General features: G+C 64.2%; 16 protein-coding genes. 2 read left to right on the plus strand and 14 right to left on the minus strand.

Annotated elements, in window-relative coordinates; translation table 11 throughout:
* Positions 1–51: 51 nt before the first annotated feature.
* Entirely contained in the window at positions 52–483 is a 432-nt protein-coding gene (locus tag HNO53_RS18320) for an NUDIX hydrolase (RefSeq protein ID WP_209474123.1), read from the plus strand.
* 15 nt (positions 484–498) lie between these two features.
* On the opposite strand, the gene HNO53_RS18325 is transcribed toward HNO53_RS18320, so the two are convergent.
* Positions 499–1752 (minus strand): cation:proton antiporter domain-containing protein, encoded by a 1254-nt coding sequence (locus HNO53_RS18325; RefSeq protein ID WP_209474125.1) that lies wholly within the window; start codon positions 1750–1752, stop codon positions 499–501.
* 144 nt (positions 1753–1896) lie between these two features.
* On the opposite strand from HNO53_RS18325, the gene HNO53_RS21620 reads away from it, so the two are divergent.
* Positions 1897–2022, plus strand: coding sequence for a hypothetical protein (locus tag HNO53_RS21620; protein ID WP_275951352.1), 126 nt, complete (start codon positions 1897–1899; stop codon positions 2020–2022).
* A 72-nt stretch (positions 2023–2094) separates the two neighbouring features.
* On the opposite strand, the gene HNO53_RS18330 is transcribed toward HNO53_RS21620, so the two are convergent.
* The 13 genes from HNO53_RS18330 to proB all read right to left on the minus strand — a co-directional run bounded on the left by HNO53_RS18330 (position 2095) and on the right by proB (position 14820).
* On the minus strand, positions 2095–3225 hold the full coding sequence (locus HNO53_RS18330; RefSeq protein WP_209474127.1) for a pilus assembly PilX family protein: 1131 nt from the start codon (positions 3223–3225) through the stop codon (positions 2095–2097).
* 30 nt (positions 3226–3255) lie between these two features.
* A complete protein-coding gene (locus HNO53_RS18335) occupies positions 3256–3867 on the minus strand; it encodes a PilW family protein (RefSeq protein ID WP_209474129.1) in 612 nt (203 codons plus the stop codon).
* A gap of 12 nt (positions 3868–3879) precedes the next feature.
* Positions 3880–4287, minus strand: coding sequence for a type IV pilus modification protein PilV (pilV, locus tag HNO53_RS21625; RefSeq protein ID WP_209474131.1), 408 nt, complete (start codon positions 4285–4287; stop codon positions 3880–3882).
* 8 nt (positions 4288–4295) lie between these two features.
* The gene (locus HNO53_RS18345) at positions 4296–4730 is read right to left on the minus strand and encodes a GspH/FimT family pseudopilin (protein ID WP_209478714.1); all 435 of its coding nucleotides are present in this window, start codon (positions 4728–4730) and stop codon (positions 4296–4298) included.
* A gap of 7 nt (positions 4731–4737) precedes the next feature.
* Positions 4738–5136, minus strand: a complete 399-nt coding sequence (locus HNO53_RS18350) for a type IV pilin protein (RefSeq protein ID WP_275951353.1) — start codon at positions 5134–5136, stop codon at positions 4738–4740.
* A 164-nt stretch (positions 5137–5300) separates the two neighbouring features.
* Positions 5301–6278, minus strand: a complete 978-nt coding sequence (gene ispH, locus HNO53_RS18355) for a 4-hydroxy-3-methylbut-2-enyl diphosphate reductase (protein WP_209474134.1) — start codon at positions 6276–6278, stop codon at positions 5301–5303.
* Between the two features lie 119 nt (positions 6279–6397).
* A complete protein-coding gene (fkpB, locus tag HNO53_RS18360) occupies positions 6398–6844 on the minus strand; it encodes an FKBP-type peptidyl-prolyl cis-trans isomerase (protein WP_209474136.1) in 447 nt (148 codons plus the stop codon).
* Between the two features lie 50 nt (positions 6845–6894).
* Positions 6895–7425 carry a signal peptidase II gene (gene lspA, locus HNO53_RS18365; protein WP_209478715.1) on the minus strand — a complete coding sequence of 177 codons (531 nt, stop codon included), beginning with the start codon at positions 7423–7425 and terminating at the stop codon, positions 6895–6897.
* Positions 7418–10261, minus strand: coding sequence for an isoleucine--tRNA ligase (gene ileS / locus HNO53_RS18370; protein ID WP_209474139.1), 2844 nt, complete (start codon positions 10259–10261; stop codon positions 7418–7420). Before ileS ends, lspA begins: the two co-directional genes overlap by 8 nt.
* Before the next feature lie 10 nt (positions 10262–10271).
* Positions 10272–11333, minus strand: coding sequence for a bifunctional riboflavin kinase/FAD synthetase (ribF, locus tag HNO53_RS18375; protein ID WP_209474141.1), 1062 nt, complete (start codon positions 11331–11333; stop codon positions 10272–10274).
* A gap of 122 nt (positions 11334–11455) precedes the next feature.
* Positions 11456–12979 (minus strand): murein biosynthesis integral membrane protein MurJ, encoded by a 1524-nt coding sequence (murJ, locus tag HNO53_RS18380; RefSeq protein WP_209478716.1) that lies wholly within the window; start codon positions 12977–12979, stop codon positions 11456–11458.
* 240 nt (positions 12980–13219) lie between these two features.
* Complete coding sequence (gene rpsT, locus HNO53_RS18385) at positions 13220–13486, minus strand: 30S ribosomal protein S20 (RefSeq protein ID WP_209474143.1); 267 nt, start codon at positions 13484–13486, stop codon at positions 13220–13222.
* Positions 13487–13683: 197 nt separating this feature from the next.
* Positions 13684–14820, minus strand: a complete 1137-nt coding sequence (gene proB / locus HNO53_RS18390) for a glutamate 5-kinase (protein ID WP_209474145.1) — start codon at positions 14818–14820, stop codon at positions 13684–13686.
* Between the last annotated feature and the right edge of the window lie 92 nt (positions 14821–14912).

Consider the following 14912-nt stretch of genomic DNA (forward strand, 5'->3'; position numbering starts at 1 on the left):
ACGCCCCGACGAATATCGGGCCGAGCCATCCACACAACAGGAACCGCGCCCATGAGCCAAGCTCCTCAGGCCACCGTGCGTATCGCCGCCGCCCTGATTCTCGATGACGAAGGCCGCCTGCTGCTGGTGCGCAAGCGTGGCACCGAACGCTTCATGCAAGCCGGCGGCAAGCTCGAACCCGGCGAACCCGCCGCGGCGGCGCTACGCCGGGAACTGCACGAGGAACTCGGCCACCCCCCGACTGCGCTGCAGCCACTCGGCGAGTACACTGCCCCCGCCGCCAACGAGCCAGGCTGCCAGGTTCATGCCTGGCTGTTCCTGGCCACGATGCCGCCGCAGGTCGCACCGGCAGCCGAGATCGCCGAACTGCGTTGGGTGACGCCCCGGGAGGCACAGCAGCTGCCTCTGGCGGCTCTCACGCGCGACCACGTCCTGCCCTTGGCCATTCGCTTGAGCCAGACGGTCCCCATGCCGTCGTCGTGATGGAAAAGTGCTCTGTCAGTGCCGATCCTCGGTCGCGTCCCCGCGTCGCCTGCTGCACCAGCGGCCATAGCGCCGAGCGAACGGTGTCGCGGTGATGCCGTGGGCCACCATCGAGACCGCGACGATCAGGGAGCCTATCGTCCAGGCCAGATCGTAGCCAGTGCGACTCGTAACCAGGGTGGCGTAATAGAGCGCCGAGATACCGATCGGGCCGAACCAACCCATGATCAAGCTGATCGGCCAGTCCCTCAGCGCCGGTAGCCAGGGCCGCAACAGGAGGAGGATGGGCAGACGGCGGAGCAGCAACACGAGCAGGGCCAATAGCCCACCCTGCAGCCCCAGTGCCTGCCACTCTCCCCAGGGCGCAATCAGCCCGAACAGGATGAAGGCCGGCAGCGTCAGCAGGATATTGACCGCCTCTTGGACATTGTCCTCCTCACTACGCTCCTGCCCGCCTACTTCCTGATCGAAGGCCAGCCCGGCGGCGAAGACGCCGAGAATGCTGTTGGTACCCAGCAGCGCGCCCACACCCAGCACGAAGATCGTCAACGCCACGGTAATCGAAAGAAAGGAGGGCTGATCGAGATAGCCACGCTCTTCCGACCAGCGCAATGCGCGCCCTGTCGCCCAGCCCAGCGCGATGCCGACCAGCACGCCCCCGCCCACTTCCCACAGCCAGACTCGGCCGAACCAATCGAGCCAGGCATCGCCTGTGGGTGCGGTCAATAGCAGGATCGGCAACAATACCAGTGGATAGGCCAGCCCATCGTTGGCGCCGGACTCACTGGACAATAAATGACGAAAGGAACCCGGCAGATTTTCCTTGGCTACCCCGCCGGTGACGATGGAAGACGCCAACACCGGATCGGTGGGGCATATGGCGGCTCCGACCAGCAGTGCTGTCAGCAGCGGCAATCCCAGCATCCCATAGGTGAGCATGGCACTGATGAGACACATAGCGGGCATGCCGATGGCCAGCAGGATCGATAGCGAGCGCCAGTGAGAGAAAGGGTAATCGGGAGGAAGCCGCAAGGCGATACCCATCAGGCTGATGCCTAGCGTGATGCGTGCCGTCTCTTCCATCAACTTGTTGCTATCGCCCCAGGTCCGGGGGTCGAGCAAATCCATCGCTTCCGGTCCCAGCGCGACACCAAGCAGGAAGGCAAGCAAAGGAACCGATAGCCAGGAGCGATCCAGCGGGCTCGACAACAGGCCCACGACCAGCACCAGTCCGCCCACGACCGCGAGCGCTATGTTCAAATGCTCCATGCCGACTCCTTTCGCTCCGTGCCAGGCTTCCTCTAAACTAGGCAACTGAGCATCAGGCGTAAACCGTCGACAGTACCAAGCAGGGATTGCGTGGTACGCATCCCTGCCCTAAAGTAGTTTCATTTTCAACGAAAGGCAGACGGCATGAACAACGGTAAGTCCCCAAGGAGCGTCATCAAGCGGATCTACGTCCCGACCCACGTGCGCGAACTCCCCAACGGCGAACGGGTCACCGTGCCCGGTCACTATCGCAAGCCATCCGCTTCCTGAGCCACAGGCTCTACAGGAATCACGACAGCAGCGCCGCGAGATGATACACGGCTTCGTTTAGTCGCTGGCCGCTCAGTACCAGGCGACGATCTTCGGATCGGCAGGTACGAAGGTATCCGGGTTGGTTACGTTATCGAGACTGATGAAGTCGATACCGCCGTTGCTGCGGATGTAGGTGCCCGCCACGATCGCGCCATACAGACTCGAATTGCCATTCTGACGCACGTATCCGCCGGCCCAGAACACACCGAAATTGTCGGTGTTGCCGTTGAACTCGATATCCTGTCCGGCGATGACGAAAAGCCCGATTTCGCTCTCGGCCCCCGAGCTAGAAGTCGCCCCGTTCATGGTGACGTTGCCGGTTGCCACCAGCGTTATCCGCTCGTTATTGATGGCCCCCCCCTGAACGTCCAGATCTCCGTCGCAAAACACCGTATCGCCATCGTTCAACGTGTCCAAGTCGATACTGCAGGTATTGATGGCACTCTCACGCTCCCGGTACTCGTCGAATACCGTAGGGTCATAACTCTTGTAGCAGTGAGGTTCGGGATTTTCATCGCAGCCACTTATATCCTCCCCTTCCGGCCGGCTACCTGGTAAAGGAACCTCGACCATCCGGTCGCTACCATCGGTCACTGTCGCTTCCGAACCGCTCCGCAGGGAGATGTCCACGGTGCCATTGGAATGCACATTACCCATCACCGTAGACTGCCCGGTGACCAGTATGTAATCGGCGCTGAGCAGACCGTTGGTAAAGGCGGGGTTGGGGCCGGGGGTAAACTCGACGCGAGCGGCGGCCGGCTGACTCACTGCGGCCAGATTGCCTTCGCCGACCACGGCTCCCATGCCAACGATGTAGTAGTCGCTGCCATCCCTGAGCATGTAGTAATGACAGACGATGTTGCCGCTGCAGGCGTTCACCGAGACGTCGCTCAGCGACGTGAACTGCGACCAACTGTAGGCTTCCACCTCGGAGAGAGTGCGCGTGGTATCGAAATTCGCTGCCCTCACGGCGCTGCCGTTTGCCCCCCAGCCGGCAGAAATGGCCTGCTCTGCCCCCATCTGGGCTTCGGCCGCCGCCTTGTAGTTGCCCGCCAAGCGTTCGTCGACCAGTGAGGACTGAATGCCCGAGAGGCCCAGCATCAGGGAACCAGCCAGCATCGATAGCACGACGACCAGTGCGGCACCGCGTTGTTGTTTCATGTCTGCTCCTCCCCGCTTCGAGGGGTCACGCTAGTCTATCGCTGCATTTCGGTTGACGGCGCGGAAAGCGAAGTCATCGGTCTCCGTGGCATCGTCACGATTCTTCAGCAGCGCGAAGGTGATGACCCAGATTCCATTGCCCTCGTCGGTCCCGCCCGCATCACGCCCGAACCCGCCGTCGGCAAAGCCGGTGACGAGCGGCTCGAAGTCGGAGCCACTAGGGTCGGTGCCGCACTTCTGTCCCATGTTCAGCGACCACCCTTCGCTGGCACTGACCGCCGTGCTACTCAGGCGGTAAACGCGCACCACCATGCTGCCATCGCTGCATTCCCCGGTATCGCCGTTGTTGGCAAACTCTATTCTCAGCTCTCCGCTTGCATCGCTGAAGCTGATCTCGGGACCTGATACAGGGTCGACATTGGCTCGGCGGATGTCGCGTATCAGCGTCTCCGTGGCGAAGGTCAGTGCGGCCTGCTTGTTGCCCAGCAGCTCGGTCTGGCGAAAGGTCTGAAACCCCATCAGAAACAGCTGCCCCGCTCCCAGGACGATGATCAGGCCGATCACCATCGCCACCATCAGTTCGACCAGGGTGAAGCCTGACTGGTGATGGGAAACGTGGCGAGGAAAGCCTGATGGGACCATGGTGCGCGCCTCTTATGGGTTCAGGTCAGGCAAGCGAAACTGATAGACGAACCCGACACCGGTTTCACCGGGGCTATAGCGATCCTCCTGCCAGCGAACAGTCACGGTATAGTCGCAATCCGTGCCGCCGATAGCGCTTCCACCGTCGAAAAGCAGGGTGCCGAACCAATTCCCTCGCCAGCCGCCCTCAACCGTGCTCGCGGCCGGACACGCTTTGTTGCTGTCCGCTGCAAGCTCGGCCCAAGCACGCTCCTGCGCATCTATCGCCGCCAGGCTGACCACGGCGCGCTGATAGCCCATATGGGCACTCTGCAAGGCCCGCAGCTGCATGGCCGCCACGCCGAGCAGCCCAATGGAGAGGACCAACACCGCTATCAGCGCCTCGACCAGCGTAAAGCCTGACTGAGCGTAACGTCTCATCGCGCTCCTCAACTCGTCGGTTTGCCGATACGGCCGGTGGTACTTACCCGCAGGTCGAGATTGCCGGCATCGCTGTGATCGATGCTGATGTCACAGCCGGATGTACAATTCGCACGCCGCCCCAGCGCGTTGAAGGTGATGTTCGTGCTGGTGAGGCTGACCTGCCCGTCACCGCCCGAGCGAATGGCGATATCGCTGCTGTCCGCCGTGGTGATCCGGTATTCCCAGGGGCTGGACTGCGTCACACGAAAGGTCACGCTCTCGCGCCGCTTGATGGCCTCGCTGCGGGCTTGATTCAGGCCGGACAACACCACGTTGTAATCGGCTGCCAGCCGGTTGCGAGCCAACATTCCCTGGAACCCAGGTACGGCAATAGTGGCGACGATCGTCATGACGGCGATCGTCACCAGCAGCTCGATCAGTGTGAAACCGGCGCTTTTCATCGCTCTGTTACCAGCAGTCCGCAGGACTTCTGACGCCCTGGTGGTTCAAGGTCAGGTTCCCGGAGCATCCATCAGGGCCACGGCCGCTCTTGAGCGATGCCGTCAGGGTGTACGTCGACGCTGCGCTCGTCAGGGAGATGGCATAATTGCCGTCCGGGGAGTCGGAAATGGTGGTGCAGCTCGCATAGGAGTTGTTGACCGTGTAGCAACGCTCGAGCTGGCCGGCCGCCTCCATGAGCCCCGCATGAGCATCGGTACGCGTCGCGCGCTCCACGTAACCGCGATAGCTCGGAATCGCAATCGACGCCAGGATCGCGATCACGGCCACGGCGATCATCAGCTCGATCAGGGTAAAGCCTCGGGCGCGACGAAGCCGGCCATGGGCCGGACGGGCGTGGGTCGTCACTCGGCGCGCCTCCGCTGATTGGTTACACTTGGTTTCAGTATGTATCATGACCACCAGCTCTGCTAGAGACGCCATGAAAAAAGCCGGGGCAGACCCAGCTTATTATTCTCACATGGCATGAGAAAACTCATACCTTCGGGTGGCGTCGTACTTCCCACCTTTTCTCAGGATAGCGAATCGCTGGCGATGACGCGTTCACGCAGCTCACGCGGCATGGAGAAAGTAATCGTCTCTTCGCGGCCGGCCAGCTCCTCCGGCGCCTGGGCGCCCAACCCCTGCAGCCGTTCGATGACGCCCTTGACCAGCACTTCCGGCGCGCTCGCCCCGGCGGTGATGCCCACGCCGGCGATGCCTTCGAGCCAGGCCGGGTCGATCTGGCTGGCGTCGTCGATCAGATAGGCCGGGGTGCCGACCCGCTCGGCCAGCTCACGCAGGCGGTTGGAGTTGGAGCTGTTGGGACTGCCCACCACCAGCAGCAGGTCGCAGCCGGCGGCGAGTTCACGCACCGCATCCTGGCGGTTCTGCGTGGCGTAGCAGATGTCGTCCTTGCGCGGCCCCTGGATCTCGGGAAACTTGGCGCGCAGGGCGTCGATTACCCGGGCGGTGTCGTCCATGGAGAGCGTGGTCTGGGTGACGAAGGCGAGCCGAGTGGGATCCTTCACTTCGAGGCGTGCGACGTCCTCGTCATCCTCCACCAGGTAGATGGCGCCGCCATGGGCAGTGTCGTATCGTCCCATGGTGCCTTCGACCTCGGGATGCCCGGCGTGACCGATCAGGATGCACTCCTGACCGCGCTTGGCGTAGCGCAGGACTTCCATGTGCACCTTGGTGACCAGCGGGCAGGTGGCGTCGAACACCTTCAGGCCGCGCCGCTCGGCGTCTTCCTGTACCGCCCGCGAGACACCATGGGCGGAGAAGATCACGATCACGTCGTCGGGCACTTCATCGAGCTCCTCGACGAAGATGGCGCCGCGCTCGCGCAAAGTGTCGACCACGAAGCGATTATGCACCACCTCGTGACGTACGTAGATGGGCGGGCCGAAGACGTCCAGCGCACGGTTGACGATCTCGATGGCGCGGTCGACGCCGGCACAGAAGCCGCGGGGATTGGCCAGCCGGATTCGTACGGAGTTAGCTTGCATGGTTACGTCGCCTTGATGCGTCAGGGCATCCGATAATGGTATTTCGAGTCAGGGCGATCTCGGCGGCAGGTCGACCTGCCCCAGACGCCCTTCAGGCAGCCGTACATCGAGCTAACCACTCAATGCGTCTGCGCAGGCCTTACATCCAACACTTCGACCTCGAAGGTCAGGGTACGCCCGGCCAGTGGATGGTTGAAGTCCACTTCCACGTTGCGCTCGTCGACGGCGGTGATCACGCCGGGCAGCTCGCCGCCGGCGGGGTCGGCGAATGACATCACCGTGCCCACTTCCGGCTCGATCTCCTCGAAGTCGTCGCGGCTCAGCATCTGCACGTTCTGTGGATTGCGCTGGCCGAAGGCGTGCTCGGGCGTCACCTCGAAGCTGCCGCTCTCGCCGCCGCTCATGCCCTTCAGCGGGTATTCGAAGCCGGGCGGCAGGTTGCCGTCACCCAGTTGAAAGGTAGCCGGCTGCTTCTCGCGGGTGGAGTCGACCACGGTGCCGTCCTCCAGCTTGAGGGTGAAGTGCAGGGTCACTTCCATACCCTCATCGATGCGGTATTCGCTCATCGTTGCTCTCGCTCGATCGGTCGTGTCTGGTGTGCAGGATAGCAGGCGGCTCAATGATTCCGGCGCGCCTGCTTGCGCCCTTCGAAAACGGATTCCCAGATCAGGCCGATCGCCCCCAGGGTAATGCCGATGTCGGCCACGTTGAAGGCCGGATAGTACCAGCCGGCCACGTGGAAGGAGAGGAAGTCGACCACGTAGCCGTGTACCAGCCGGTCGTAGAGGTTACCCAGCGCCCCGCCGATGACCAGCGCCAGCGAGGCGGCGAGCAACTTCTCGTCGGCCTTGAGCCGGCTCATCCATACCGTGAGCGCGATGCTCGCTCCCACGGCGATGGCGGCAAAGAACCAGCGCTGCCAGCCGGGGTGGTCGGCGAGGAAGCTGAACGCCGCTCCGGTATTGTGCAGCAGCGTCAAGTTGAAGAACGGCAGCACCTCCACCGGCTGGCCATAGCTCAGCAGGCTCGACATCACCGCCTTGGTGCCGAGATCCAGCAGCACCACGGCCGCGGCCAGCCACAGCCAGCGCAGCGGCTGGCGCATCGGCGGCACCGAAGTGCCGCTGTCATCCTGACTGTTACGCATAGTGGCGGGTCTCACCGTCGCCCTCCGGCAGGTTGCTGATGCAGCGCCCGCAGAGGTCGGGGTGCTCGGCGTGGCTGCCGACGTCCTCGCGATGGTGCCAGCAGCGTTCGCACTTCTGATGCGGGCTAGCGGCCACCGCCACCTTGAGCCCCGCCAGCTCGGTGGATTCGGCGCCTTCAGCGTTCTGGCCCTCCGCCAGCGGTGCCAGACGCACCTCGCTGGTGAGCATCACGAAGCGCAATTCCTCGCCCAGCTTGGCCAGGGTGGCACGGAGTTCGTCATTCACGAACAGAGTCACCTCGGCGGCGAGGCTGCCCTTGATCACCTTGGCGTTACGCGCATCCTCCAGGCACTTGTTGACCGCCTGCTTGACCTCGAGCACCTGTTCCCAGAACTCGCGCCCCAGCTCGGCGTTCGGCGCTAGGGTGGCGAGTCCCTCGTAGTAGGTCTCGAGCAGCACGCTGTCGCCCTTGCTTCCCGGAATGTTCTCGTAGATCTCCTCGGCGGTGAAGCTGAGGATCGGTGCCACCCAGCGCGAGAGCGCCTCGACCACGTGGTAGAGCGCGGTCTGGCAGCTGCGCCGGGCCAAGGAGTCGGCCTGAGTGGTGTACTGGCGATCCTTGATCACGTCGAGGTAGAAACCGCCCAGCTCACGCGAGCAGAAAGCGTGCACCTGCTGGTAAACATCGAGGAAGCGGTACTCCTCATAGGCCTGCTCGATGCGCGCCTGCAGCTGGGCGGCGCGATCCACCACCCACTGATCAAGCGCCAGCATGTCGTCGAAGGCCACGCTGTCACGGGCCGGATCGAAGCCATTGAGGTTGGCCAGCAGGAAGCGCGCGGTGTTGCGAATGCGCCGGTAGACGTCGGCGGTGCGCTTGAGAATCTCATCGGAGACCGCCATCTCGCCCGAATAGTCGGTGGAGGCGACCCACAGGCGCAGGATGTCGGCGCCGAGCTTGTCCATCACTTCCTGGGGCGCCACCACGTTGCCCAGCGACTTGGACTGCTTGCGTCCCTGGGAATCCACGGTAAAACCATGGGTCAGCAGCTGACGATATGGCGGATGCCCGTCGATGGCCGAGCCGGTCAATAGCGAGGAGTGGAACCAGCCGCGGTGCTGGTCGGAGCCCTCCAGGTAGAGGTCGGCTCGCGGACCATCCTCATGGCCGTGGGGATGCGAGCCGCGCAGCACGTGGCGGTGGGTGGTGCCGGAGTCGAACCACACGTCGAGGGTGTCGGTGACCTTGTCGTACTCGGCCGCCTCGTCGCCCAGCAGCTCGGCGGGATCGAGGCGGAACCAGGCGTCGATGCCCTCGCGCTCGACGCGCTTGGCGGCTTCCTCCATCAGCTCGACGGTGCGCGGGTGCAGCTCGCCGCTAGCCTTGTGCAGGAAGAACGGGATCGGCACGCCCCAGTTGCGCTGGCGCGAGATGCACCAGTCAGGTCGGTTGGCGATCATGGCATGCAGCCGCGCCTTGCCCCAGGCCGGCGTGAACTGGGTCGCCTCGATGCCTTCCAGCGCCCGCTCGCGCAGGGTGCGTCCGTCATGCCCCTTGACGTCCATGCCCACGAACCACTGCGCCGTGGCGCGGTAGATCACCGGGGTCTTGTGGCGCCAGCAGTGCATGTAGCTGTGAGTGATGACCTTGTGTGCCAGCAGTGCGCCGAACTCTCGCAGCTTGTCGACGATCTGCGGATTGGCCTTCCAGATCATCTGGCCGCCGAAGAAGGGCAGGTCGTCGGCATAGACGCCGTTGCCCTGCACCGGGCTCTTGATCTCACTGAACTCCATGCCGTGGGCGCGACAGGTGACGAAGTCGTCGACGCCGTAAGCCGGGGCAGAGTGAACGATACCGGTGCTGCCCACCTCGGACTCGACGTAGTCGGCCAGGTAGACCGGCGAGAGGCGATCATAGAACGGATGGCGAAATTCGATCAGGTCGAGCGCCTGGCCCTTGGCGGTGGCAATCACTTCGCCCTGGAGCTCGTAGCGCTCCAGGCAGCTTTCGACCAGCTCTTCGGCCAGCACCAGCAGACGCTCGCCGGTATCGACCAGGGCATAGCTGAACTCGGGATGCACGTTGAGCGCCTGGTTGGCCGGCACGGTCCAGGGCGTGGTGGTCCAGATCACGATGGCGGCGGGCTTGGGCAGCTCGGCCAGGCCGAACGCCGCGGCCAGCCTGGTCTCGTCGGCGGCCGGGAAGGCCACATCGATGGCATCGGACTTCTTGTCCTGATACTCCACCTCGGCCTCGGCGAGCGCCGAGCCGCAGTCGAAGCACCAGTTGACCGGCTTGAGGCCTTTGAACACGTAGCCTGCCGCGACCATGTCGGCCAGGGCGCGGATCTCGCCTGCCTCGTTGGCATAGTCCATCGTGCGGTACGGGTGGTCCCAGTCACCGATCACGCCCAGGCGCACGAAGTCGGCGAGCTGGGTCTCGATCTGGGCAGTGGCGTACTCGCGGCACAGCGCCCGCGCCTGCTCGGGCTCGAGGTGCTTGCCGTGGGTGGTTTCCACCTTGTGCTCGATGGGCAGACCGTGACAGTCCCAGCCGGGTACGTAGGGGGCATCGAAGCCGGCCAGGTTCTTCGACTTGACGATGATGTCCTTGAGGATCTTGTTGAGGGCATGACCGATATGGATGCTGCCGTTGGCGTAGGGAGGGCCGTCGTGCAGCACGAAGGTCTGGCGGCCACGGCGCTCTTCACGCAGGCGCTGATAGAGCTTCATGTCCTGCCACTGCGACACCCGGCCGGGCTCGCGCTGGGGCAGGTTGCCGCGCATCGGAAAGTCGGTCTCGGGCAGGTTCAGTGTGTGCTTGTAGTCGCTCATATCCTGGGAGTCAGCCGTCGTCTTGGTCGGCGGAACGTCCCGCCGAGGATTCGAAGTTCGTGGCTTCGCGCGCCAGCGGCGCCGATACCATGGGAAGAGAGTCGTCTGCCAGGCCAAGCTCCCTGGCCGCAGGACACGGGGTGGCGAAGAAGCGGCGGGCCCGGGCCAGATCCGCCATGATCTGCTGCTTCAGCGCGGCGAAGTCATCGAACTTCTTCTCGCCACGCAGTCTCGCACAGGGATACACGGTGAGCCTTTTGCCGTAGAGGTCACCGTCGTAATCGAACAGATGCACCTCCAGCACCGGTCGGTCGCTACCCACGGTGGGGCGCCAACCAATGTTGGCCACCCCGGGGAGGCGCTCTCCGTCGGGGAGCTCCGTCATCACCGCGTAGACGCCGCGCAGCGCCAAGGGCAGGCGCGGCTGCGGCAGGTTGGCGGTGGGGACACCGATGGTGCGCCCCAGCTTCTGGTCGGCGACCACACGCCCTCCCAGGCGATAGGGGCGTCCCAGCATGCGTGCCGCCTGGGCAAAGTTGCCACTGGCCAGCAGGGTACGCACCCGGGTGCTGGAGACCCGCTCGTCGTCGAGGGTGAAGGTTCGCGTGTGCTCGACGCCGAATCCGTCACTGCCACGTCGCTCGCCTTCCTGGGTCAGCAGGTTGAAGTCGCCGCTGCGATCGCAGCCGAAACGGAAATCGTCACCGACCACCAGATGGCGTACGCCCAAACCTTCGACCAGCACGCGATCGATGAATTCCACCGCGGTAAGGCTGCGCAATCGCTCGTTGAACGGCAGGCAGAGCACGTAGTCCACCCCACTCTCGCCCAGCAAGCGCACCTTCTCGCGCAGGCGGGTCAGCCGCGGTGGCGCCTGGTCGCCGGCGAAGAACTCCCGCGGCTGGGGCTCGAACACCACCACCGTTACCGGCAGGCGCAGCTTCGAGGCCTGCTCGCGGCACTGATCGAGAATCGCCTGATGGCCGCGGTGCACGCCATCGAAATTGCCGATGGTCGCCACGCAGCCGCGATGCTCGTCGCGCAGATTGTGCAGTCCTCGAATGACTTCCATTCAGCCTTCACTAACCCGTTGGTTGAAAAACGTATAAAGGGGAAGATTATAGCGAACCCCTGCCCCCTTGACAGCCGTTTGCCCGCGTCACAGGACCTTCGCTCCTAATTCCGAGGGAGCTATTACCCCCGCATGCGGAAGTGCCGTGGCCTGACGCCCAGCGCCGCTAGCCAGGCAAAGTAAATCGTTGCCCCGAGGACGACCAGCAGTGCCAGCCATTGCACTCGTCCTCTGACACCCCAACCCAGCCACTGCTGCCAATCCGGCGCCAGCCAGGCGAGCCCCACACTCATTACCACACAGCCGCCTACCAGTTGCACGGCGTAGCGGCCCCAGCCGGGCTGGAACACCAGTACACCCTGCTTGTGCAGCAGCCAGCCCAGCAGCCCGGCGTTGAGGAAAGCCGACAGCGCCGTGGCCAGAGCCAGGCCGGCATGCGCCAGCGGCCAGATCAGAATGAGGTTGAACACCATGTTGGCGACCATGGCGATGATGCCGACCTTCACCGGCGTCTTGGTGTTCTGGCGGGCGAAGAACCCCGGCGCCAACACCTTGATCAGCATGAAGGCGACCAGACCGAAGGCGTAGGCGCGCAGGCTCATCGCCGCCATGGCGATATCGTGCTCGGTCATGGCGCCGTAGTGGAACAGCGAGATCAGCAGCGGCTCGGCCAGGATCGCCAGCGCCAGGGCCGCCGGCAAGCCCAGCAGCAGCACGGCGCGCACTGCCCAGTCGAGCATGGCGGCGAAATGCTCACCCGACTGTTCGGCGTGACGCTTGGAAAGCGCCGGCAGGATCACCGTACCGATGGCGATGCCGAACACTCCCAGCGGCAGTTCCACCAGACGGTCGGAATAATAGAGCCACGAGACGCTGCCGGGTGCCAGCAACGAAGCCAGCACAGTGTCCAGCAGCAGGTTGATCTGCGATACCGAGACGCCGAACAGGGCCGGGGTCATCAGCACCAGGATACGCTTCACCCCGCTGTGGGCGAAATTGGGCCAGGGTCTCGGCATCAACCCCAGGCGCGCCAGGAACGGCACCTGGAAGGCGAGCTGGGCGACGCCGGCGATAAGCACGCCCCAGGCCAGCGCCATGGCCGGCTCGCTCATCAACGGCGTGAGCAGCATGGCCGCGCCGATCAGCGAGAGATTGAGCAGTACCGGAGTGAAGGCCGGCACGGCGAAGCGGTTCCAGGTGTTGAGCACGCTGCCGGCAAAGGCGGTGAGCGAAACCAGCAGCAGATAGGGGAAAGTAAGCCGCAGCATGTCGGCGGTAAGCGCCAGCTTGGCCGGGTCGCGGCCGAACCCGGGCGCGAAGAGCCACACCAGCCAGGGCGCCGCGAGCATGGCCAGGGCGGTAATCAGCGCCAGCACCGCGGTGAGACTACCAGCCACGGCGTCGAGCAGTTCGCGCACCTCGCGCTTGCTGCCACGAGTGGCATATTCGGAAAGCACCGGCACGAAGGCCTGGTTGAAGGCCCCTTCGGCAAACAGCCGGCGCATGAAGTTGGGGATCTTGAAGGCCACAAAAAACGCATCGGCACCGCTGCCGGCACCGAACAGGGTCGCCACCACCACATCACGCACCAGGCCCATGACCCGCGACAGCATGGTCATGGCCCCTACCACCAGACCGGAGCGCATCAGCCCGCCGGCCTTGGGAGCAACGGCCCGGTCGTCATCGGCCACCGTGAGTGGCGTCGCTTCCCCGGGCTTGGGCAACTGCTCGCGTTCCGTCACCTTCTGCTTTCCTCGTCAGGCTCGTTCGATGCGGATCACCCGCTTGGCAGGCACAAAAAAACCGGCCTAAGCCGGTTTTTTCAAGAGTTCGCGATGCGCAGGCATGAGTGACCAACGTTCGCGATGTCTCCTAGGCGTCCGGCTTTACGCAGCCAGCGCCTTAATTCGCGCGTTCAGGCGGCTCTTCAGGCGTGCTGCCTTCTTCTTGGAGAGCACGTCCTTGTCAGCGATACGGTCGATGACCGGCTGCGCCTTCTGGAACTCGGTCATGGCGGTAGCGTGGTCGCCACCGTTGATGGCCTTGATGACGCGCTTCACATAGGTACGCACCATGGCGCGCTGGCTCGCCTTCAGAACACGACGGCCTTCCGCCTGACGGGCACGCTTGCGGGCTTGCTTGCTGTTTGCCACTGACAATCTCCTGGAAAACTTTAACACCGCCCGATCGGGGGCGGCATCGATAACGATTTGTCCGGCCTGGAAATTTCACTTCCCAGCCGGTCTGGCCATGGCCTCAACCCGAAGGTTGTCGACGGGCCGTGTCTGAGAGGATGGCGCATCCTACCACAGGTAGCCGGCGTCATGCTACAGGCCCCATGGATACTGACTCACAGCACGACGAGGTTGTCGCGGTGAATCAGCTCGGGCGCCTCCATGTAGCCCAGAATTGCCTCGATCTGGTGGCTCGGCTGGCCCAGAATACGGCGGGCCTCATCGGCACCGTAGTTGACCAGCCCCTTGGCGATGCGCTCGCCCTGCTCGTCGAGACACAGCACCATGTCGCCGCGCACGAAGTCGCCAGACAGCGCCTTGACACCTACCGCCAGCAGGCTCGATCCGCTGCCACGCAGCACCTTGACCGCGCCGGCATCCAGCGTCAGGCTGCCACGCACCTGCAGCTGCCCCGCCAGCCAGCGCTTGCGCGCCGCCATCGGCGCCTCTTCCGGGCACAGCAGCGTACCCAGGCGCTCGCCCTCGATCAACCGGGTCAGCACCGCGGGCTGACGCCCGCTGGCAATTGCCGTGACGGCACCGGAGCGGGCCGCCAGGCGCGCCGCCTGGACCTTGGTGGTCATCCCACCACGGCCCAGCGCGCCGCCGCCGCCGGCCACCGCCGCCAGCGCCGGGTCATCGGCACGGCCTTCACGGATCAGCGTTGCCGCCGGGTTGTGGCGCGGGTCGGCATCGAACAGTCCCTCCTGGTCAGTAAGGATCACCAGCGCCTCGGCCTCGAGCAGGTTGGCAACCAGCGCACCGAGGGTGTCGTTGTCGCCGAAGCGGATCTCGTCGGTGACCACGGTATCGTTCTCGTTGATCACCGGCACCACGCGCAGATCGACCAAGGTGCGCAGCGCCGAACGAGCATTGAGGTAGCGCTTGCGGTTGGAGAGGTCGTCATGGGTCAGCAGCACCTGGGCAGTCAGTAGCCCATGGCGCGCAAAGTGATGTTCGTAGCACTGTGTCAGGCCGTTCTGCCCCACCGCAGCAGCGGCCTGCAGCTCATGTACCGCCGAAGGTCGGACCTGCCAGCCCAGCCTCACCATGCCGGCCGCCACGGCACCCGACGATACCAGCACCACCTCGACCCCCTGGTGATGCAGCGCCGCGATCTGGTCGACCCAGCCGCCAATCGCCGCCTCGTCGAGCCCGCGCCCGTCGTTGGTCAGCAGCGCACTGCCGATCTTCACCACCACCCGGCGAGCGCCACGCAGCGCATCGCGACCCGGAACCCGCTGCTCGTTCACACCCTACTCTCCCATCCAGCAAAAAACCGCTATCTCAGCGCAACCTCGATAGCGCAACTGAGCGAGCGACGGCCAGACAAGGAAAAAACTGA

Origin of the sequence: Billgrantia antri, from assembly GCF_017868935.1 — a bacterium.
In the GTDB taxonomy this organism is placed as follows: Bacteria; Pseudomonadota; Gammaproteobacteria; order Pseudomonadales; family Halomonadaceae; genus Halomonas; species Halomonas antri.

What these genes read in the sequence shown, in the direction of transcription:
- HNO53_RS18320 (WP_209474123.1), top strand. Translation starts at nt 52, where the DNA reads ATGAGCCAAGCTCCTCAGGCCACCGTGCGTATCGCCGCCGCCCTGATT.
- HNO53_RS18325 (WP_209474125.1), bottom strand. Translation starts at nt 1,752, where the DNA reads ATGGAGCATTTGAACATAGCGCTCGCGGTCGTGGGCGGACTGGTGCTG.
- HNO53_RS21620 (WP_275951352.1), top strand. Translation starts at nt 1,897, where the DNA reads ATGAACAACGGTAAGTCCCCAAGGAGCGTCATCAAGCGGATCTACGTC.
- HNO53_RS18330 (WP_209474127.1), bottom strand. Translation starts at nt 3,225, where the DNA reads ATGAAACAACAACGCGGTGCCGCACTGGTCGTCGTGCTATCGATGCTG.
- HNO53_RS18335 (WP_209474129.1), bottom strand. Translation starts at nt 3,867, where the DNA reads ATGGTCCCATCAGGCTTTCCTCGCCACGTTTCCCATCACCAGTCAGGC.
- pilV (WP_209474131.1), bottom strand. Translation starts at nt 4,287, where the DNA reads ATGAGACGTTACGCTCAGTCAGGCTTTACGCTGGTCGAGGCGCTGATA.
- HNO53_RS18345 (WP_209478714.1), bottom strand. Translation starts at nt 4,730, where the DNA reads ATGAAAAGCGCCGGTTTCACACTGATCGAGCTGCTGGTGACGATCGCC.
- ispH (WP_209474134.1), bottom strand. Translation starts at nt 6,278, where the DNA reads ATGCAAGCTAACTCCGTACGAATCCGGCTGGCCAATCCCCGCGGCTTC.
- fkpB (WP_209474136.1), bottom strand. Translation starts at nt 6,844, where the DNA reads ATGAGCGAATACCGCATCGATGAGGGTATGGAAGTGACCCTGCACTTC.
- lspA (WP_209478715.1), bottom strand. Translation starts at nt 7,425, where the DNA reads ATGCGTAACAGTCAGGATGACAGCGGCACTTCGGTGCCGCCGATGCGC.
- ileS (WP_209474139.1), bottom strand. Translation starts at nt 10,261, where the DNA reads ATGAGCGACTACAAGCACACACTGAACCTGCCCGAGACCGACTTTCCG.
- ribF (WP_209474141.1), bottom strand. Translation starts at nt 11,333, where the DNA reads ATGGAAGTCATTCGAGGACTGCACAATCTGCGCGACGAGCATCGCGGC.
- murJ (WP_209478716.1), bottom strand. Translation starts at nt 12,979, where the DNA reads ATGCGCTCCGGTCTGGTGGTAGGGGCCATGACCATGCTGTCGCGGGTC.